General features: G+C 68.1%; 18 protein-coding genes. 8 read left to right on the plus strand and 10 right to left on the minus strand.

Annotation, left to right across the window (positions count from 1 at the left end; translation table 11 throughout):
* Positions 1–165 precede the first annotated feature (165 nt).
* On the minus strand, positions 166–1,017 hold the full coding sequence (locus tag R1Z03_RS11250) for a substrate-binding domain-containing protein (RefSeq protein ID WP_317359700.1): 852 nt from the start codon (positions 1,015–1,017) through the stop codon (positions 166–168).
* 50 nt (positions 1,018–1,067) lie between these two features.
* Positions 1,068–2,039 carry a tripartite tricarboxylate transporter substrate binding protein gene (locus R1Z03_RS11255; RefSeq protein ID WP_272568140.1) on the minus strand — a complete coding sequence of 324 codons (972 nt, stop codon included), beginning with the start codon at positions 2,037–2,039 and terminating at the stop codon, positions 1,068–1,070.
* Positions 2,040–2,148: 109 nt separating this feature from the next.
* On the opposite strand from R1Z03_RS11255, the gene R1Z03_RS11260 reads away from it, so the two are divergent.
* Positions 2,149–3,048: a LysR substrate-binding domain-containing protein gene (locus R1Z03_RS11260; protein ID WP_317359704.1), complete on the plus strand. Its 900-nt coding sequence runs from the start codon at positions 2,149–2,151 to the stop codon at positions 3,046–3,048.
* A gap of 81 nt (positions 3,049–3,129) precedes the next feature.
* Here the strand turns inward: R1Z03_RS11260 and R1Z03_RS11265 are convergent, their stop codons facing one another.
* On the minus strand, positions 3,130–3,642 hold the full coding sequence (locus R1Z03_RS11265; protein WP_317359707.1) for a GAF domain-containing protein: 513 nt from the start codon (positions 3,640–3,642) through the stop codon (positions 3,130–3,132).
* A gap of 308 nt (positions 3,643–3,950) precedes the next feature.
* On the opposite strand from R1Z03_RS11265, the gene R1Z03_RS11270 reads away from it, so the two are divergent.
* Positions 3,951–4,292, plus strand: coding sequence for a hypothetical protein (locus R1Z03_RS11270; RefSeq protein WP_284430170.1), 342 nt, complete (start codon positions 3,951–3,953; stop codon positions 4,290–4,292).
* Positions 4,293–4,349: 57 nt separating this feature from the next.
* On the opposite strand, the gene R1Z03_RS11275 is transcribed toward R1Z03_RS11270, so the two are convergent.
* The 3 genes from R1Z03_RS11275 to R1Z03_RS11285 all read right to left on the minus strand — a co-directional run bounded on the left by R1Z03_RS11275 (position 4,350) and on the right by R1Z03_RS11285 (position 6,265).
* Positions 4,350–4,634, minus strand: a complete 285-nt coding sequence (locus tag R1Z03_RS11275) for a hypothetical protein (protein WP_284411512.1) — start codon at positions 4,632–4,634, stop codon at positions 4,350–4,352.
* A 24-nt stretch (positions 4,635–4,658) separates the two neighbouring features.
* Positions 4,659–5,267, minus strand: a complete 609-nt coding sequence (locus R1Z03_RS11280; protein ID WP_317359710.1) for a hypothetical protein — start codon at positions 5,265–5,267, stop codon at positions 4,659–4,661.
* A 176-nt stretch (positions 5,268–5,443) separates the two neighbouring features.
* Positions 5,444–6,265 (minus strand): pyruvate, water dikinase regulatory protein, encoded by an 822-nt coding sequence (locus R1Z03_RS11285; protein ID WP_272568151.1) that lies wholly within the window; start codon positions 6,263–6,265, stop codon positions 5,444–5,446.
* A 218-nt stretch (positions 6,266–6,483) separates the two neighbouring features.
* Between R1Z03_RS11285 and ppsA the strand changes: the two genes are divergently transcribed.
* The 4 genes from ppsA (at position 6,484) to R1Z03_RS11305 (ending at position 12,002) form a co-directional block, all read left to right on the plus strand.
* On the plus strand, positions 6,484–8,874 hold the full coding sequence (gene ppsA / locus R1Z03_RS11290) for a phosphoenolpyruvate synthase (protein ID WP_317359715.1): 2,391 nt from the start codon (positions 6,484–6,486) through the stop codon (positions 8,872–8,874).
* 19 nt (positions 8,875–8,893) lie between these two features.
* Positions 8,894–9,256 (plus strand): DUF4212 domain-containing protein, encoded by a 363-nt coding sequence (locus R1Z03_RS11295; protein WP_317359718.1) that lies wholly within the window; start codon positions 8,894–8,896, stop codon positions 9,254–9,256.
* Positions 9,249–11,342, plus strand: a complete 2,094-nt coding sequence (locus R1Z03_RS11300; RefSeq protein ID WP_317359721.1) for a VC_2705 family sodium/solute symporter — start codon at positions 9,249–9,251, stop codon at positions 11,340–11,342. Before R1Z03_RS11295 ends, R1Z03_RS11300 begins: the two co-directional genes overlap by 8 nt.
* Positions 11,343–11,510: 168 nt before the next feature.
* Positions 11,511–12,002, plus strand: a complete 492-nt coding sequence (locus tag R1Z03_RS11305) for a hypothetical protein (RefSeq protein ID WP_317359723.1) — start codon at positions 11,511–11,513, stop codon at positions 12,000–12,002.
* Positions 12,003–12,065: 63 nt separating this feature from the next.
* Here R1Z03_RS11305 and R1Z03_RS11310 read toward each other — a convergent pair whose 3' ends face one another.
* From R1Z03_RS11310 to R1Z03_RS11325, 4 genes are all read right to left on the minus strand, one after another.
* The gene (locus R1Z03_RS11310; RefSeq protein ID WP_317359725.1) at positions 12,066–13,145 is read right to left on the minus strand and encodes a TIGR03118 family protein; all 1,080 of its coding nucleotides are present in this window, start codon (positions 13,143–13,145) and stop codon (positions 12,066–12,068) included.
* A 219-nt stretch (positions 13,146–13,364) separates the two neighbouring features.
* The gene (locus tag R1Z03_RS11315) at positions 13,365–13,724 is read right to left on the minus strand and encodes an FKBP-type peptidyl-prolyl cis-trans isomerase (RefSeq protein ID WP_272568163.1); all 360 of its coding nucleotides are present in this window, start codon (positions 13,722–13,724) and stop codon (positions 13,365–13,367) included.
* A 144-nt stretch (positions 13,725–13,868) separates the two neighbouring features.
* Positions 13,869–14,174 carry a helix-turn-helix domain-containing protein gene (locus R1Z03_RS11320; RefSeq protein ID WP_092744314.1) on the minus strand — a complete coding sequence of 102 codons (306 nt, stop codon included), beginning with the start codon at positions 14,172–14,174 and terminating at the stop codon, positions 13,869–13,871.
* Positions 14,175–14,378: 204 nt separating this feature from the next.
* Positions 14,379–15,287 carry a LysR family transcriptional regulator gene (locus R1Z03_RS11325; RefSeq protein WP_317359730.1) on the minus strand — a complete coding sequence of 303 codons (909 nt, stop codon included), beginning with the start codon at positions 15,285–15,287 and terminating at the stop codon, positions 14,379–14,381.
* A 130-nt stretch (positions 15,288–15,417) separates the two neighbouring features.
* Between R1Z03_RS11325 and R1Z03_RS11330 the strand changes: the two genes are divergently transcribed.
* Together R1Z03_RS11330 and R1Z03_RS11335 are read left to right on the plus strand one after the other, a co-directional pair.
* Positions 15,418–16,407 (plus strand): hydroxymethylglutaryl-CoA lyase, encoded by a 990-nt coding sequence (locus R1Z03_RS11330; protein WP_372588253.1) that lies wholly within the window; start codon positions 15,418–15,420, stop codon positions 16,405–16,407.
* A gap of 124 nt (positions 16,408–16,531) precedes the next feature.
* Positions 16,532–17,671, plus strand: coding sequence for a CaiB/BaiF CoA transferase family protein (locus R1Z03_RS11335; protein ID WP_372588274.1), 1,140 nt, complete (start codon positions 16,532–16,534; stop codon positions 17,669–17,671).

Genomic DNA, 17,671 nt, shown 5'->3' on the forward strand with positions numbered 1-17,671 from the left:
CCGGGTGGGGGCGCAGCAGCCTCACCGAAGCACCGTCGTGGAGGGTTTGCTATATTTTGTATAGCGTAATGCCCTAGTGCTTATTGTGCTGGAGGCCGTTTTGGCCTCAGGCCTCTCCAGGGCGATTGCCGGTGCGGACCGCCCGCCCGCTCAGCGCCCGCCCGCTCAGCGCGTGGCCGCTGGCTCCATGCCCGTGCTGCGCACGATCGGGGCGGCCGCTGGCGATGCCAGGAAGCGGATCAGATGGCGCGCGGCATCCGCGTTCTGCGCGCCCTCGGCCACGCCAGCCGAGAAGAACACGCGCTGCTGCACGGCGTCCGGCAAGGGGCCGACGAATTCCAGCTCCTTGAAAGGCAGCAATTCGCTCACCTGCTGGAACCCCAGCTCCGCATCGCCCCGCAGCACCACCGCGCCGACGCGTTCGCTGTAGATCCTGGTGGCCTTGGTCTTCATCGCCTCGGCCACGCCCAGGCGCGGGAACAATTCGTTGACCAGGTAGGTGCCGCTGGCGCTGGCGGAATAGGCGACCGATTGGGCCTGGAGCAGCGTCTGCTTGAGGGCCTCCGGGCTGCTGATGTCCGGCTTGGGCGTGCCTTTGCGCACGCTCATGCCGATCATGGAACGGGCCAGGTCGACGCGGCTGCCCGCTTGCACCTTGCCCTGCGCCGTCAATTCGTCCAGCCCCGAATCGGCCAGGATCACGATGTCGAACTGCTCGCCCCGCGCCATGCGGCTGGGGATGGAGTCGGGCGCGTTGCCGAGCGATGCGCCACGCGCCGTGACGACCGTGTGGCCGGTGGCCTGTTCGTACAGCGGCACCAGCTGGTCGTAGGCGGCCGAAAAGCCGCCGGAGGTGACCACGCGGATCTCCGCGGCCTGGGCAGCGGGCGGCGCGGCACCGCCCAGTGCCAGCCCCAGGCCCAGGGCGGTGCCCAGCAGGGTGCACAGCACCCGGCGCCGGGCGTTGCTGGGCGTGGCCGTGGTGGGGGACGGTGTGAGCGGAAGGTTGAGCGGCATGTCCTTTGTCTCCTGATTTTTTTGGGGGGGAATGCGTCCGGCCTGCCGTCTCAGTCGGCGGTGATCTTGCGTTCGCGGATGATGCGGCCCCACTTGGCGTGCTCCGCCGCGATGAATTGGCCGAGTTCTTCGCGGCCCGTGGGGCTGGCGGTCTGTCCGTGCTTGAGCAGGTTGTCGCGCACCTCCGGCGTGTTGAGCACCTTGACGATCTCGGTGTTCCAGCGGTCCAGCAGGGGCTTGGGCGTCTTGGCCGAGGCCACGAAGGCGTACCAGTTGGTGGCGTTGAAGCCCGGGTAGGTCTCCGCCACGGTGGGCACGTTGGGCAGGTAGGCCGGGCGGGTCAGGCCGGTGGTTGCCAGGGGAATGAGCTTGCCCGATTCGATGTGGGGCAGGGCCGAGGGCGGTGCGGCGTAGAACGCGGTGACCCGCCCGCCCAGCACGTCCTGCAGCGCCGGGGCGCCCCCTTTGTAGGGAACGTGCAGCGTGTCGATCTTCGCCACGTCGTTGAGCAGTTCTCCCGCCAGGTGCGCGGCCGAGCCCGGGCCGGTGGAGGCGTAGTCCAGCTTGCCGGGCTCGCGCTTGGCTTTGGCCACGAAATCGCCGAGCGATTTGATGCCGGTGCTGGCGGGCACCACCAGCACATTCGGGAAGGCCACGCCCATCGAGATGGGCGCCAGGTCCTTGAGCGGGTCGTACGCCACCTTCATGAAATGGGGCGCGATGCTCAGCGGCCCGATGGAGCCGAACAGCAGCATGGACCCGTCCGACGGGCCGTTGGCCACCTGGGCATGGGCCAGGTTGCCCCCGGCCCCCGGCTTGTTGTCCACCACCACGCTCTGGCCGATGTTCTCGCCCAGCTTCTTGGCGATGATGCGGGCGGCGATGTCGGCCGAGCCACCTGCGGCGAAGCCGACCACGAGGGTCACCGGCTTCTTGGGCGGAAAGTCCTGCGCCTGGGCGGTGCTGGCGAGGGGGAAGCTGGCGGCCAGGAAGGCTGCCGCGATGAGGGGGCGTCGTTGCATGGGGTATGTCTCCGGGAAAGCGCCGCCGGGTCGTTGGCCCGGCGATCAAGGGCGCATCGTAGGAGGGGCACAATGATCCGTAAATTGCAATTTACGAAACGACTGTTGCATGCGAAGCATCAAATTCGACCTCAAGGAACTGCAGGCCTTCGTGGTCACCGCGGACCAGTCCAGCTTCCGCGTGGCGGCCGAGATCCTGTGCCTGTCCGCCCCGGCCTTGAGCCGGCGGGTGGAACGGCTGGAATCCGCGCTCGGTGCCCGGCTGCTGGAGCGGACCACCCGCACGGTGGAGCTGACCGCCATGGGCCAGGAGTTCCTGCACGAGGCGCGCATGGCATTGACCGGGCTGGACGAGGCGGTTCAGCGCTTCGGCGACCAGGTGCAGTTGCGCCGGGGCCGCGTGACCATTGCCTGCGTGCCGTCCGTGGCCAACCACCTGCTTCCGCGGGCGCTCCAGTCCTTCGCGCAGGCGATGCCCGACGTGCAGGTGCACGTGATCGACGAGAACGCCCAGCAGGTGCTGGAAGCCGTGGCCCGCGGCGAGGCGGACTTCGGCCTGAGCTTCACTGGCACCCAGGAGTCGGCGCTGCTGTTCCAGCCGCTGCTGCGCGAACGCTACGTGCTGGCCATGCCGCGCAGCCACGCCTGGGCGCAGCGCACCGAGGTGCGTTGGGAGGAACTGGCCGGCCAGCGGCTGGTGTCGGTCTCCAGCCGCAGCAGCAACCGCCTGCTGCTGGACCAGGCCATGGCGGAACTGCCGAATCCTCCCGTCGCCTGGTACGAATGCAACCATGTGACCGGCGCGCTGGCCCTGGTCGAGGCCGGTTTGGGGCTGGCGGCCTTGCCGCAGCTGGCGCTGGCGCCCGCGCATTCCCAGGTGTGCGGTGTGCCGCTGACCGGGCCCGACCTGTGGCGCACCCTGGGGCTGCTGCAGCGGCGCTCGCGCGAACTCAGCCCGGTGGCCGAGGCCCTGCGGCAGCGCCTGCTGCAGATGCATGCCGTGGTCTGACGCAGCCGGTTGAATTCGAAGGGCAGGGGCGTTGACGGCCGGCGCGCATCCGCCGCCCTGATGGCATGGTGCAAGGCCTGCTCAAGCCCCTGCCGAACCCGGCGCCAGCCGCGCGGCCAGCAGGTTGGCCGTGTAACGCAGCCGGTCGATGTCCGCATCGGCACGAACGCCGCGGCTGAAGCAGCACAGCGTGCCATACACCGCCCCGCCGGACAGGCGCACCGGCGTGCTCAGATGGGTGCCGATGGGGAACCCCGGGTCCGGCGCCTTGCCGGACGCGATATAGGGCGCGGCATCTTCCATCCGTTCCGGCAGTCGGCCTTCGACCACCCGTTGGCACCAGCTTTCTTCGACCGGGTCGGAGAGGCCGGCTTGAATCGGCGCGAAATCGGGTGCGCTGTCCACGGCCATGATGGTGCGGTGGTCTTCCGTGAGCTGGGACACGAAGGCCACGTCCATGCCCAGCCGCGTGCGCAGCAGTTTCAGCACCTCCGGGACGGCGGCAGGAAGTTCAGGGTCGGCGGAGTCGCTGGTGGCGACCAGCAGCTCCGAAATCTTGACGTCGAGGTCGTCGGGGTCGTAGTCCAAAAGCATGCCTGTCAGTCTAAAGGCAGAGCCTGCGTGCGGCGGAGCACCGGGCCGAATGACACCATCGGCTTGAGAATTATTCTCATATACTGTGCTGCAGCCAGCCAGGCGCCAACCCGTGGGGTGCGGCGCTCCGAGCCAGCGCTTTCGTTTCCCAAATGATCCAGGTCTGCGCCCGTTCGCATGGCGCATCCGCTGTCCGGTCCGTGGATGGTGGATTCCGCGTGCGGTGTCGTTGGCCCTCCGGGCCGCAAGCTGCCCGCGGTGTGGCGATGGCTGGCCTGGTCTGTTGCAATTCCGAAGGAGGCTTGACCATGGCTGCCGATGCACCGTGCCCGGACACTGAAAACCCCACCGACGAGGAATACCGCCTGCCCTGCACCGAGGCGCTGCTGGCCAGCACGATGGCGCTCATGACGGGACACGCGCACACCGCCGAGGCCCCGTATCGCGATGCCATGGCCCGCAAGATCATCGTGAACCTGCAGGCCCTGTCGCAGATGCCGGGGCTGACCTCGCACTTTCGCACCATGCTGCGCAGCCTGCAGACCCACTGGACCCCGGGGCCGGAGCGCCAGGCGGCAGCGCAAGAAAACCGCGACCCCGAGCCCCGCCCCCAGGCCCTGTGGCATGCGGCACCGGAGGCGGTGCAGTAGGCCAGCGGTCCTGCCGCACCTTTGGCAGAACTGGGCCGGACATCGGGCCTCTTCGACTCAGCCGGCCACCTTGATCGCCAGGATCGCCAAGCCAAGCAGAACGAGCACCACGGGCAGAACGCGGGCCCGTGGCCGGGAGGCCTTCGCCGCGATGGCGATCTGGACCACTGCGACAAGGGCAAAGATCGCACCCGCCGCCACGATGGCATTGCCCGACCCGTTTTCGATGGCGTTGGCGGGAATGGACGGGTCCATCCCGTGCATGAAGTCGTATTGATTTCGTGGCAGAAGCGCCATGATCAGCAGGCCCAGGATGGACGCGGCATGCAGGGTGATCCGCAATAACTTATTCATGGTGCAGGTTAATCATTCAATGAGGCTGCTGAATCGTGGCCAGAAATTGACGATGAAGTTTCCATAGCTCGTGTTCTGTTTGATCTGTTCCAGAGACAGTCCCATGCCTCTGTTGTAGCGCGCGCCGATGATGCGGACTTGCTCCATGCTTAGTGGGAATGTGTATTTGTCATGATCTGCCAGTTGCCTCAGATGCTGCGCCACGACGTCGATATTGAAAACATCCCTTTGCAGGCAATTGGCGAGTCCCCTGGATTGGGTGACTGACATGTCGGAAGCGGGAATGCCCATTGTCTCGCCCGCCGTGCGGATTTGAATGCTGACGGAGCCGAACGATGTTTTGTTCGGATGCCGGGTGATCGCCATTTTGTCGATGGCAGGAGGGCCGCTCCAATCAAATGAACGAACTTCGAATGCGACGCGATCAATGAAATTGGGGTCGCCCCCCACCTCGATCCAGCAAACACCAGCCAGCAATGGTGGTGGAAGTCGATATTTGGTGGCGGCTTCAAGGATGTACTGTTTGTTATGACGAACCCACGCGTCCTTGAAGTTCTGGATGTATTGCCGGCCGCCGCCCATACGGTCCGGAATCAGCTTCCACGCAAATAGATCGATCAAACCCCATGTAGGTGAATCGTTCGATGTACGGCACTCATCTCAGCCATCGTTTCTCCCTTTTTTAAATCAATGAACCGATGGCCATGCTGTGCACAGCCATCTCGATCCATCTGCAAATAATAAGGGAGCGCGGTCTGCCCAGGCGCTGGCTATTCGTTTGGCTGAGTCATTGCATATCAATACACCAGCCGCTCGGGACGCACTTCCTGCAGGATGGTCGTGGCGATTTCCTCGATGCTTTTGGTGGTCGTGGACAGCCAGCGGATGCCCGCGCGCCGCATCATCGCCTCGGCCTCGGACACCTCGTTGCGGCAGTTGTCCAGCGCCGCGTACCGGGAGTTGGGGCGCCGTTCGTTGCGGATCTGCGAAAGCCGCTCGGGCTGGATCGTCAGCCCGAAGATCTTCTTGCGGTGCGGCTCCAGCGCCGGGGGCAGCTGGCGCCGCTCGAAGTCCTCGGGAATCAGCGGATAGTTGGCCACCTTCAGGCCGCACTGCATGGCCAGGTACAGGCTGGTGGGGGTCTTGCCGCTGCGCGACACGCCCACCAGGATCACGTCGGCGCCGGCCAGGTCGCGGTGGCTCTGGCCGTCGTCGTGGTCCAGGCTGAAGTTGATCGCCTCGATGCGGTCGGTGTATTCCTTGCTCAGGCTCACGTCCGAAAAACGCCCCACGCGGTGGTGCGACTTGGTGCCCAGCTCGGTCTCCAGCGGCCGGATGAAGGTGCCGAACATGTCCAGCAGCATGCCCTTGCAGCCTTCCTGGATGACGCGCAGCACGCCCATGTTGACCAAGGTGGTGAAGACGATGGGCTTCTTGCCCTCCACGTCCGCCGTGTGGTTGATCTGCCGCACGGCCTGGTGCGCCTTGTCCTCGGTGTCGATGAAGGGCAGGCGCACGTGGCGCGGCTTCATGTCGAACTGGGCCAGGATGGCGTTGCCGAAGGTTTCGGCCGTGATGCCGGTGCCGTCGGAGATGAAGAAAACGGTGCGCGTGTGCATGGGCAGGGGTTCCGAAGAAGGGGGACGATCCGTCAGCCCGCCGCCAGCGCGGCCGCGCAGGGCAAGCCTACAATGGCGCCCATTATCCAAATTCTCACCATGCACCCCGGCGGCCCACAACCACAACACCAAAGCCGAACGCCGTGCATGGGCGCTCGCCCGCGATTGCTCCCCCGGAGCGCAGGCGCAGACCCAGTTTCAACTTCTGGAGCTATCCCATGTCTGCACTCTTCAACGCGACCGCCCTGGTCGTTCCGTTTGAAAACCTGAGAATGACCGACGTTGAGTCGGTGGGCGGCAAAAACGCCTCCCTCGGCGAGATGATCTCCCAGCTGCCCCAGGGCGTTCGCGTTCCCACGGGCTTTGCCACCACCGCCCACGCGTTCCGCCAGTTCCTCGCCCACGACGGGCTGGCCGACAAGATCAGCAAGCGCCTCGCCGCGCTGGACACCGAAGACGTGCGCGCCCTGGCCGCTGCCGGCGCCGAGATCCGTGCCATGGTCGAGGCCCAGCCCTTCCCGGCCGACCTGCAGCAGGCGATCGCCGAAGCCTTCGCAAAACTGTCCGAAGGCAACCCCCAGGCGAGCTTCGCCGTGCGTTCGTCCGCCACGGCGGAAGACCTGCCCGACGCCTCGTTCGCGGGCCAGCAGGAAACCTTCCTCAACGTGGTCGGCATCGACGACGTGCTGCACAAGATGAAGGAGGTGTTCGCCTCCCTGTACAACGACCGCGCCATCAGCTACCGCGTGCACAAGGGCTTCGCGCACGACGTGGTCGCCCTGTCGGCCGGCGTGCAGCGCATGGTGCGCTCCGACCTGGGCGCGGCGGGCGTGATGTTCACCATCGACACCGAATCCGGCTTCGAAGAGGTGGTCTTCATCACCAGCAGCTACGGCCTGGGCGAGACGGTGGTGCAGGGCGCCGTGAACCCCGACGAGTTCTATGTGCACAAGCCCATGCTCCAGGCGGGCAACAAGGCCGTGATCCGCCGCAACCTGGGCTCCAAGCTGGTGCAGATGGTCTTCGCCTCGGCCGAGGAAAAGGCCGCCACCGGCAAGCTGGTCAAGACGGTGGACGTGGCGACCGAGCAGCGCAACCGCTTCTCCCTGTCCGATGCCGACGTGGAGCAACTGGCCCATTACGCCCTGGTGATCGAGCAGCACTATGGCCGCCCAATGGACATCGAATGGGGCAAGGACGGCACCGACGGCCTGCTCTACATCCTGCAGGCCCGTCCCGAGACGGTGAAGAGCCAGTCCAAGGGCCAGGCCGAGCAGCGCTTCAAGCTGAAAGGCACGGGCACCGTGCTGGCGGAGGGCCGCGCCATCGGCCAGAAGATCGGCACCGGCCCCGTGCGCCTGGTGAGCGACATCGCCGAAATGGACAAGGTGCAGCCCGGCGACGTGCTGGTCACCGACATGACCGATCCCAACTGGGAGCCCGTGATGAAGCGCGCGAGCGCCATCGTCACCAACCGCGGCGGGCGCACCTGCCACGCGGCCATCATCGCGCGTGAACTGGGCATCCCTGCCGTGGTGGGCTGCGGCGACGCCACCAGCCTGCTCAAGGACGGCACGCTGGTGACGGTGAGCTGCGCCGAGGGCGACACCGGCAAGATCTACGACGGCCTGCTCGAAACCGAGGTGACCGAGGTGCAGCGCGGCGAAATGCCCAAGATCGGCACCAAGATCATGATGAACGTGGGCAACCCGCAGCTGGCCTTCGACTTCTGCCAGCTGCCCAACGACGGCGTGGGCCTGGCCCGGCTGGAGTTCATCATCAACAACAACATCGGCGTGCACCCCAAGGCCATCCTGGACTACCCCGCCGTCGATGCCGACCTGAAGAAGGCCGTGGAATCGGTGGCGCGCGGCCATGCCTCGCCCCGCGCGTTCTACGTGGACAAGGTGGCCGAGGGCGTGGCCACCATCGCCGCCGCCTTCTGGCCCAAGCCGGTGATCGTGCGCCTGTCGGACTTCAAGTCCAACGAGTACCGCAAGCTCATCGGCGGCAGCCGCTACGAGCCCGAGGAAGAGAACCCGATGCTGGGCTTCCGTGGCGCGGCGCGCTACATCAGCGCCGATTTCGGCGAGGCGTTCGCGATGGAGTGCGACGCCATCAAGCGCGTGCGCGGCGAGATGGGCCTGACCAACGTGCAGGTGATGGTGCCCTTCGTGCGCACGCTGGGCCAGGCCGACAAGGTCACCCAGCTGCTGGCCAAGCATGGCCTGAAGCGCGGCGAGGCCGAGCTGAAGGTCATCATGATGTGCGAGGTGCCCAGCAACGCCGTGCTGGCGGACGAGTTCCTGCAGTACTTCGATGGCTTCTCGATCGGCTCCAACGACCTGACCCAGCTCACGCTGGGGCTGGACCGCGACTCGGGGCTCGAGCTGCTCGCGCAGGACTTCGACGAGCGCGACCCCGCCGTGCTGTCCCTGCTGTCGCGTGCCATCGCCGCCTGCAAGGCCCAGGGCAAGTACGTCGGCATCTGCGGCCAGGGCCCCAGCGACCACCCGGACTTCGCCGAGTGGCTGGCCAAGGAAGGCATCTCGTCGATCTCGCTCAACCCCGACAGCGTGATCGCCACCTGGCAGCAACTGGCCCGCTGACGGGCCCGGTCCGGCGACCATGCCCACGCGCCCATCGGCGATGGAGGAGCCCGGGGCCGGACATCCCTTTCCGCCCGACCTGCACGATGCCCGCCACCTCTGGCTGAAGGCGGGCCTGCTGCTGGTCTGGGCCGCAGTGTCCTTCGGGGCCTGCTACTTCGCCCGCGACCTGCAGTTCATGGTGGTGGGCGGCTGGCCGCTGGGGTACTGGATCGCGTCGCAGGGCGCGGTGCTGGTGTTCATCGGCATCGTGGCGATCTACTGCGCGGCGATGAACCATTTCGAGCGGCAGGACGCGAACGCGGTGGCCGGTGGTGCGGGCACGCCGCCGTCCACCCCCGACGCGCCGGGCCCGGGCGCCCCCGGCAAGCCGCATGGCTGACGCGCCGCCGCAAGCCGCCTACGGCCGGCGGCTCCGCCGCATCCTCGCGCTCTACGTGGCCGGGGTGATCGCCTTCCTGGCCGTCATGGCCTGGGCCGAGCAGCGCGGCCTGTCGCGCCACTGGATCGGCCCCATCTTCCTGTTCCTGTCCGTCATGGTCTATGCGGCCATCGGCGTGTACGGGCGCACGACCGATGCCGACGAGTACTACGTCGCGGGGCGCCGCATTCCGCCCGTGTACAACGGCATGGCGGCGGCGGCCGACTGGATGAGCGCGGCCTCGTTCATCAGTCTGTCGGGCGCGCTGTACCTGCAAGGCTTCTCGGGCGTGCCGGGGCAGGCCGGCGGGCTGGCCTATCTGCTGGGCTGGACGGGCGGGTTCTGTCTCGTGGCGCTGCTGATCGCGCCGCACCTGCGGGCCATGAACCTCTACACCATCCCGGAGTTTTTTCAGGTGCGTTTCGGCGGGCGCTGGCCTCGCGTGATCGCGGCGCTCGCGGCCGTGCTGTGCTCGTTCACCTACGTGGTGGCGCAGATCTACGGCGTGGGCCTGATCGCCTCGCGGCTCACGGGCGTGCAGTTCGAGATCGGCATCATGCTGGGACTGGGCGGGGTGCTGCTGTGCTCCTTCCTGGGGGGCATGCGCGCCATCACCTGGACGCAGGTGGCGCAGTACGTGATGCTGCTGCTCGCGTTCCTCATTCCCGTCTCCTGGCTGGCCTACAAGCAGCTGGGCAATCCCCTGGCGCCGCTGGTGTATGGCACCCAGATCGGCAAGATCGCCGACATGGAGGCCCGGTTGCTCGCCGACCCCGCGGAGCGGCAGGTGGTGGCGGCCTACCAGGCGCGGGCGCAGGAGCTGCAGGCCCGGCTGCAGGATGTGGGCGCGGCGCTGGAGCGCGAGCGCGAAGCGGCCCGCCAGCGCATCCGCCAACTGCGCGACCAGAACGCGGACGTCGGCCTCATCGTGGCGGCGAGCCGAGAGCTGGCCACCATGCCGCGCGACGAGGACACGGCCCGCGAGCGCTGGAGCCGCGAGATGCGCGAGAGCGAAGAGCGTGCCCGCCCCCTGGGCGGCCTGCCCGCGCACAGCCAGCCCTACGTGGGCGACCCGGATGGCCCGCCCGAGGCGCAGCGGGCGTACGAGGACACCCGGCGCAATTTCCTCGCGCTGATGTTCTGCCTCATGGTCGGCACGGCCGGGCTGCCGCACCTGCTCACGCGCTACTACACCGTGCCCTCGGTGGCGGCCGCGCGCTCTTCGGTGGCCTGGTCGCTGTTCTTCATCGCGCTGCTGTACCTCAGCGCGCCGGCGCTGGCGGTGCTGGTGAAGTTCGAGGTCATGAGCAACCTGGTCGGCAGCCCGTTCGATGCGCTGCCCAACTGGATCGGGCAGTGGGCGCGGGTGGATGCGGCGCTGCTGTCGGTGGAGGACGTGAACGGCGACGGCATCGTGCAGTTCGGCGAGATCCGATTCGGCGCCGACCTGATCATGCTGGCCACGCCCGAACTGGGCGGGCTGCCCTATGTGATCTCGGGGCTGGTCGCCGCGGGCGGGCTGGCGGCGGCGCTTTCCACGGCCGATGGCCTGCTGCTCACCATCAGCAATGCGCTGGTGCGCGATCTGTACTTTCACGAGACGGGCCGCAGGGCGTCGCCCGAGCAGCGCGTGATCCTGACCAAGTTCACCCTGCTGGCGGTGGCGCTGTCCGCCGCCTTCGTGGCGGCGCTCAAGCGCTCGGAGATCCTGCCCATGGTGTCGGCCTCGTTCTCGCTCGCCGCCTCGGCCTTCGTGCCGGCCATGGTGCTGGGCATCTTCTGGCGCGGCGCCACGCGGCAGGGCGCGGTGGCCGGCATGGTGTGCGGGCTGGGCGTGACCGTGTACTACCTGCTGTCGCATGTGGAGGCCGTGCGCGCCGTGGTGCCTGCCGTGCTGCTGGCGGACGGCCTGTGGTTCGGCATCCAGCCGATCTCGGCCGGCGTGTTCGGCGTGCCGGTGGGCCTTGTGACCGCGTGGCTGGTGAGCCTGCTCACGCGGGCGCCGGGGGCGGGCCCGTCGGTCCATTCGCGCCTGCCGGGGATGTGAACGGCGGGTGCGCGCGCCACAGCGCACGGTGGGGCTCGCGGCGATGCGGGCGGGGATGGTGGTTATGGATAAACCCGGATTCACAAAGCCCCGACCGCGTGCGACGCTGCGCCCAACCATCGGACGGGCCCGTGCCCCCGACGCCGCCGAAAACGATCAGGGGGAACCGTGCTACTCGTCAAGACATCTGCAGGCCATCTGGCCCTCAAGGACCGCCACGGCGCGCTGACCTCGCGGCAGCGTTCGGCCTTCATCCTGTTCGATGGCAAGCGCACGCTGGCGCAGGTGCTGGCGGCCACCGCGACCATGGGCATCGGCATGGACGACGTGCTGGCGATGGTCGGGCAGGGCCTGCTGTCGTTGCCGGATGGCAGTGCGCCCAACCTGCAGAACGCGTCGCCCGAGGGCATGCCGGCCCCGGTGGGGGCGCCGGGCGCGGCCCCGGCAACGGGCGAGTCATCCTCGCCCATGGAGCGCTACCAGGCGGCCTATCCGATCGCCACGGAAATCACGTCCAGCCTGGGGCTGCGCGGCTTTCGGCTGAACCTGGCGGTCGAGGGCGCACGCAGTTTCGACGACCTCGCCGCACTGGCGCCGAAGATCCGCGAACTGGTGGGCGATGAAAAATACCGGCGCCTGGAGCGGGCGCTCTTCGGCTGACCGGCCCTGCGCAGCGGGCCGGTCCTGCCGCAGCGCCGTGGCGATGCGGCAGGAAGGCGCGGATCAGGGCTGCACGTCCACGCGGCCGTAGGCGCCGTTCACGCCCTTGTTCGGTCCCGCCACATAGAACAGCGTGTTCAGCGGCTGCTGGTTCAGGCCGTTGCCGAACGCGATGCCGCGCACGCCGTCCAGCTGCAGGGTCGTTCCGTCCTTTTGCGCCAGGGCGCCGTTCCATTCGCCCGTTGCGGGGTCGAACGCCTGCAGCGTGCCGTCGCCTTCATTGGCGACGATCAGGCGGCTGCTGGCCCCGGCGAAGTTGCCAGGCGCCTGGGCGATGCCCCAGGGCGCGTTGAGCGTGGCGCCGGGCGTGACGATGCGCTGCGCCAGCGTGCCGTCGGTGTTGAAGGCGTTCAGCGCGCCCAGGCCGGCGCCGGCCACGGCGTTGCGCCGGTTGGCGTCCTGCTGCGCATAGGTCACGTAGATGCGCGTGCCGATGGTCTGGATGCCATAGGGCGCATAGTTGGCCGGCAGCTGCGGGTCGGCGAAGCTGCCCGCCAGCTGCACCTTCTGGAAGCTGGTGTCGAACACGTCGACCTTGTTGTTGCGGAAGTCGGTGGCATACAGGAAGTCCGCGCCGCTGCGGGTGGCCACGGCCAGGCCCTTGTAGACCGCGCCGCCGCCGTCCCGGTAGGTCACGATGGCATTGGCCAGATCGGCTGCGGGGCTCCAGCCGGAGAGGCTGCCGTCCTCGCTGGAAAACACGAAGCGGCTGGGGCCGGTCACGCCGTTCTTGGTGACCGGGAAGCTGCTGGTGCCGCTGAAGATGATGCCGGTGGGGTTGGCCGGAGCGCTGCCGGCCGGGGGCACGGTCACCACCAGGGTCTGCGGCACGCCGTTGCCGTCATAGAGCGTGGACTTCTGCGTGGCCGTGGCGGTCACCCAGACGAAGCCGTTCGGGTTGAAGGCGATGCCCCAGCCGTTCTTCAGGTTGGCATCGGTCTGCGTGCCTGCAATGCTGCCGTCGGACACCACGGCCTTGGCCGTGAAGGAGGTGACCGTCGGTGGGGCGTCGCTCCCGCCGCAGCCGGCCAGCACCAACGCCGTCGCCGGCACCGCACCCCACAAGATTCTGGATATTTTCAAGATTGCTCCGTTGGAAGATCGCAGTCATTTTTCTGCCGTCGTGAGTGCGGGCAGCGTTGCCAAAGGTTGTGGGGGGTGGTGAAAAGAAAATGCAAGCGCTGGCGGGCAGGCAAGGGCGCTCCACATGGAAAAAGGGCCATGCCTTCTTGCGAAGGCACAGCCCTTGGGGGAGGTGGCGCCCTTTGGGCGCCGGTCTCGGTGCGGACCGCGCCGCGCCGGTCAGCCGCCGACGCCGAGCAGCTCGACGTCGAACTTCAGCGTGGCGTTCGGCGGGATCACGCCACCGGCGCCGCGGGCACCGTAGCCCAGGGCGGCGGGAATGATCAGCGTGCGCTGGCCGCCCACCTTCATGCCCTGCACGCCTTCGTCCCAGCCCTTGATCACCATGCCGGCGCCCAGGCCGAACTCGAACGGATCGTTGCGGTCGCGGCTGGAGTCGAACTTGGCGCCTTGCTCGCCGTTGTTGTAGAGCCAGCCGGTGTAGTGCACGCTGACGTGGTTGCCGCGCGTGGCCTCGGCGCCTTCGCCCACGACGGTGTCTTCGTATTGCAGGCCGGAGGGGGTGGTGGTGAATGCCATGGGTGTTCCTTTCGAAGTGCTACTGAAATGATAGCGATATGCCCTAGTGCTTATTGCGCTGGAGCCCTAAAAGACCAAACCCGCGCAGCGCGCGGGTCGGGCAGGTGGCGGACGCTGGAGAGGCATCGCGCCGGCTTGGTCGACTTACTTCTTGACCCGCGCCGCGACCCAGCGGGTGGCGAAGGCCTGCACGTCGGACAGCCGCTTGAGCAGGTCCACGCCCGAGGGGGTGACCGTGTAGCCGTCGTTGCCGTGGTCCAGCAGGCCGGCTTCGCGCAATTCCTTGATGCGGGTGTTCAGCGTGTTGGGCGTGATGCCGCCCACGCTGTCCTGCAGCAGCCGGAAGGTTTGGGGGTGGCCGTCGCGCAGGGCCCAGAGCACGCGCAACGCATAGCGGCATTCGAGCTTTTCGAACAGCTGGTTGATGGCGGCGTTTTCCTTGGAGCTCATGAAAGCTTCTCCTTGCGCGATAGAGAGATAGAAATCCGGCAGCGGGCAAAACCCGGGCGGCCGGAACGCTGTGAATATAGCGTGGAAACCATTTTGCTACAAGTTTAATAGCTCCAGAGCAGCACCCCACTTGCGCTGCGGGGTAAAAATACTCAGGTGTTACAGGATTGTTGCACTCCTGCCACGGCCCCGGTGGACGCTCCCTCAGCGCGCCGCGGCACCCGCCGACACCAAGTGCTCGACCAGCAATTGGGCGGCCGGCGCCAGGCCCGGCGCCGGCCGGAAACACAGCGCGAACCGCCGCCGGGCCCACGGGTCGGCCAGCGGCACGATGCGCACCCCCGTCGCCGCGGCGAACGGCACCGCCACCTCGGCAGGCACCACGCTGATGGCGAGGTTGGCGCGCACCACGCGCAGCGCCGCGTCGAAGTTGGAGACCAGCACGCGGTGCACTAGCGTCTTGCCCTCCACCGCCGCGGCGCGCGTCAGCAGCACGTGCACGGCGCTCAGGGCCGGCATGCTCACGAACTCGTAGCCCAGCACGTCGGCGAACCGCACGCTGCCCTGACGCGCCACCGGGTGCGAGGGGTGGGCGACGATGGCCAGGTGGTCGTGCCGGTAGCTGCGCGTTTCCAGGCCCTGCAGATCGGCCGCGTCCCAGCAGATGCCGATGGAGGCGCTGCCTTCGCGGATGCCGCGGACCACCTCGGGGCTCACCCGTTCCTCCATGCTCACCTGGATGTCGCGGTGCGCGGGGTTCTGCAGGAAGGCCGCCACGTCGTCCGCGAGCGATTCGGCCATGACGGAGGCCGTGACCAGCATGCGCACGTGCCCGCGGATGCCGGTGGCGAAGGCCGCCATGTCGCGCTCGATGCGGTCCACGCTCGCCAGCATGGTGCGGGCATGTTCCAGCAGGGTTTCGCCGGCCGCGGTGGGCACCACGCCGTGGCGCTTGCGCACCAGGAGCGGCGTGCCCAGCGTGTCCTCCAGTTGCGCCAGCCGCTTGCTCACCGCCGAGCCGACGATGGATTCCTGCTCCGCCGCGCGGGCGATGTTGCGGTGCTCGCACACCGCCACGAAGAGTTTGAGGGTCTGGAGGTCGGGCAGGCGCATGGAAGGAAGGTGGAAAAAGGGAAGGGGGCCAAGATTTTCCTGCCTGGAATCTTAGGCGTTCCAAAATTGGCATGAATTGATGGAAGGGAATTTCTAGAATGCCTGCACAAGACCCCAGACAGGAGACTCCGTGACCCCCCGCACGCCCGCAGGCCCGCCCGCCCATCCGCTCCCCCCTTCGTCCGCCCAGGCCATCGTGAGAGAGGTGGGACTGCGCGATGGCCTGCAGAGCATCGCCACCGTGGTGCCCACCGCCCGCAAGATCGAATGGGTCGATGCCGCCTATGCGGCCGGCCAGCGGGAGATCGAGGTCGGCTCGTTCGTGCCGGCGCGCCTGCTGCCGCAACTGGCCGACACCGCCGAGGTGCTCGCGCACGCCAAATCCCTGCCGGGCCTGGTCGCCTCGGTGCTGGTGCCCAACCTGCGCGGGGCGGAGCGGGCCATCGAATGCCAGGCCGACCTGATGGTCGTGCCGCTGTCCGCCAGCCACGCGCACAGCCTGGCCAACCTGCGCAAGACGCCGGACGAGGTGGTGGCCGAGGTGGCGCGCATCCGCGCGGCGCGCGATGCGGCGGGCAGCCGCACCCTGATCGAAGGCGGGGTGGGCACGGCCTTCGGCTGCACGCTCCAGGGCGAGGTGGCCGAAAGCGAAGTGCTGCGCCTGATGCAGGCCCTGCTCGACTCCGGGGCCGACCGTGTGAGCCTGGCCGACACCGTGGGCCATGCCGATCCGGCGGGCGTGCAGCGCCTGTTCGAGAAAGCCCGCGGACTCGTCGGCGAGCGGCTGGCCTGCGCGCATTTCCACGACACGCGCGGCATGGGGCTGGCCAACGCCTATGCCGCCTGGCAAACCGGCATCACCCGATTCGATGCCTGCCTGGCCGGCATCGGCGGCTGCCCCCACGCCCCTGGCGCGAGCGGCAACGTCACCACCGAAGACCTCGCCTTCATGCTGGAGCGCATGGGTGTTTCCACCGGCCTCGACGTGGCCGCGCTGCTGGCGCTGCGCGAGCGCGTGGCCGGCTGGCTGGAGGGGGAGACCCTGCACGGCGCGCTCTGGCAGGCCGGACTGCCCCGCACGGCCGCGTCCCTTCCCGCAGCGGTTGCGTCCGCTGCCTGACCGAACCCTTATCGTTGCGTCCATGAATGCTCCCTTGAATCCTCCCTTGAATCCTTCTTCCGCCCCCACCGCCGAAGGCCCGCGCCTGCCCCTGGCGGGCCTGCGCGTGGTGGAGTTCACGCACATGGTCATGGGTCCCACGTGCGGCATGGTCCTGGCCGACCTCGGCGCCGAGGTCATCAAGGTCGAGCCGGTGGACGGCGACCGCACGCGGCATCTGCTGGGCGCGGGCGCCGGGTTCTTTCCCATGTTCAACCGCAACAAGAAGAGCATCGCCCTGGACCTGCGCAAGCCCGAGGGGCTGGAGGTGGCGATCCGCCTGGCCTCGTCGGCCGACGTGGTGGCGCAGAACTTCAAGCCGGGGGTGATGGCCAAGTACGGCCTCGACTACGCCGCGCTGTCCCGCCTGAACGAGCGGCTGGTCTACGTGAACCACACGGGCTTCCTGCCCGGCCCCTACGAGCACCGCACCGCGCTCGACGAGGTCGTGCAGATGATGGGCGGGTTGGCCTACATGACCGGCCGCCCGGGCGATCCGCTGCGCGCGGGCACCAGCGTGAACGACATCATGGGCGGTATGTTCGGCGCCATCGGCGCCATGGCGGCGCTGATGCAGCGCGCCCAGACGGGCCGGGGGCAGGAGGTGGATTCCGCCCTGTTCGAGAACAACGTGTTCCTCGTCGGCCAGCACATGATGCAGTACGCCGTGACGGGCCAGCCCGCCGCGCCCATGCCCGACCGTATCTCGTCGTGGGCGGTGTACGACGTGTTCAGCGTGAAGGACGGTGGGCAGATCTTTCTGGCCGCCGTGAGCGACGCGCAGTGGGTCACCTTCTGCGACGCCATGGGCTATGCCGACCTGAAGGCCGACCCGGGCCTGGCCTTGAACAACGACCGCGTGCGCGCCCGCGCCACGCTGCTGCCCGAACTGCGCCGCCGCCTGGCCGAGCACACGGCCGAGGCGCTGTCGGCCATCTTCGAGCGGCACGGCCTGCCGTTCGCGCCCATCCTGCGCCCCGAGCAGCTGTTCGACGATCCGCACCTGAACGCCACGGGCGGCCTGGCCGATGTCACCTTGCCCGACGGCGAGCGCGCCGGCAGCACCGCGCGGGTCACGCTGCTGCCGCTGCGGCTGGACGGCCAGCGCATGGGCGTGCGGCTGGACCCGCCGCAACTGGGCCAGCACACGCGCGAACTGCTCGCCGGCCTGGGCTATGCGCCCGAGGCCATCGCCGCGCTGCACGCGGCCGCGGCCGTGGCCTGA

Source organism: Acidovorax sp. BLS4 (assembly GCF_032929295.1).
GTDB lineage: Bacteria > Pseudomonadota > Gammaproteobacteria > Burkholderiales > Burkholderiaceae_C > Paracidovorax.

What these genes read in the sequence shown, in the direction of transcription:
- R1Z03_RS11325 (WP_317359730.1), bottom strand. Translation starts at nt 15,287, where the DNA reads ATGCGCCTGCCCGACCTCCAGACCCTCAAACTCTTCGTGGCGGTGTGC.
- R1Z03_RS11250 (WP_317359700.1), bottom strand. Translation starts at nt 1,017, where the DNA reads ATGCCGCTCAACCTTCCGCTCACACCGTCCCCCACCACGGCCACGCCC.
- R1Z03_RS11335 (WP_372588274.1), top strand. Translation starts at nt 16,532, where the DNA reads ATGGTCATGGGTCCCACGTGCGGCATGGTCCTGGCCGACCTCGGCGCC.
- R1Z03_RS11260 (WP_317359704.1), top strand. Translation starts at nt 2,149, where the DNA reads ATGCGAAGCATCAAATTCGACCTCAAGGAACTGCAGGCCTTCGTGGTC.
- R1Z03_RS11285 (WP_272568151.1), bottom strand. Translation starts at nt 6,265, where the DNA reads ATGCACACGCGCACCGTTTTCTTCATCTCCGACGGCACCGGCATCACG.
- R1Z03_RS11300 (WP_317359721.1), top strand. Translation starts at nt 9,249, where the DNA reads ATGGCTGACGCGCCGCCGCAAGCCGCCTACGGCCGGCGGCTCCGCCGC.
- R1Z03_RS11265 (WP_317359707.1), bottom strand. Translation starts at nt 3,642, where the DNA reads ATGCTTTTGGACTACGACCCCGACGACCTCGACGTCAAGATTTCGGAG.
- R1Z03_RS11320 (WP_092744314.1), bottom strand. Translation starts at nt 14,174, where the DNA reads ATGAGCTCCAAGGAAAACGCCGCCATCAACCAGCTGTTCGAAAAGCTC.
- R1Z03_RS11270 (WP_284430170.1), top strand. Translation starts at nt 3,951, where the DNA reads ATGGCTGCCGATGCACCGTGCCCGGACACTGAAAACCCCACCGACGAG.
- R1Z03_RS11255 (WP_272568140.1), bottom strand. Translation starts at nt 2,039, where the DNA reads ATGCAACGACGCCCCCTCATCGCGGCAGCCTTCCTGGCCGCCAGCTTC.
- R1Z03_RS11295 (WP_317359718.1), top strand. Translation starts at nt 8,894, where the DNA reads ATGCCCACGCGCCCATCGGCGATGGAGGAGCCCGGGGCCGGACATCCC.
- ppsA (WP_317359715.1), top strand. Translation starts at nt 6,484, where the DNA reads ATGTCTGCACTCTTCAACGCGACCGCCCTGGTCGTTCCGTTTGAAAAC.
- R1Z03_RS11315 (WP_272568163.1), bottom strand. Translation starts at nt 13,724, where the DNA reads ATGGCATTCACCACCACCCCCTCCGGCCTGCAATACGAAGACACCGTC.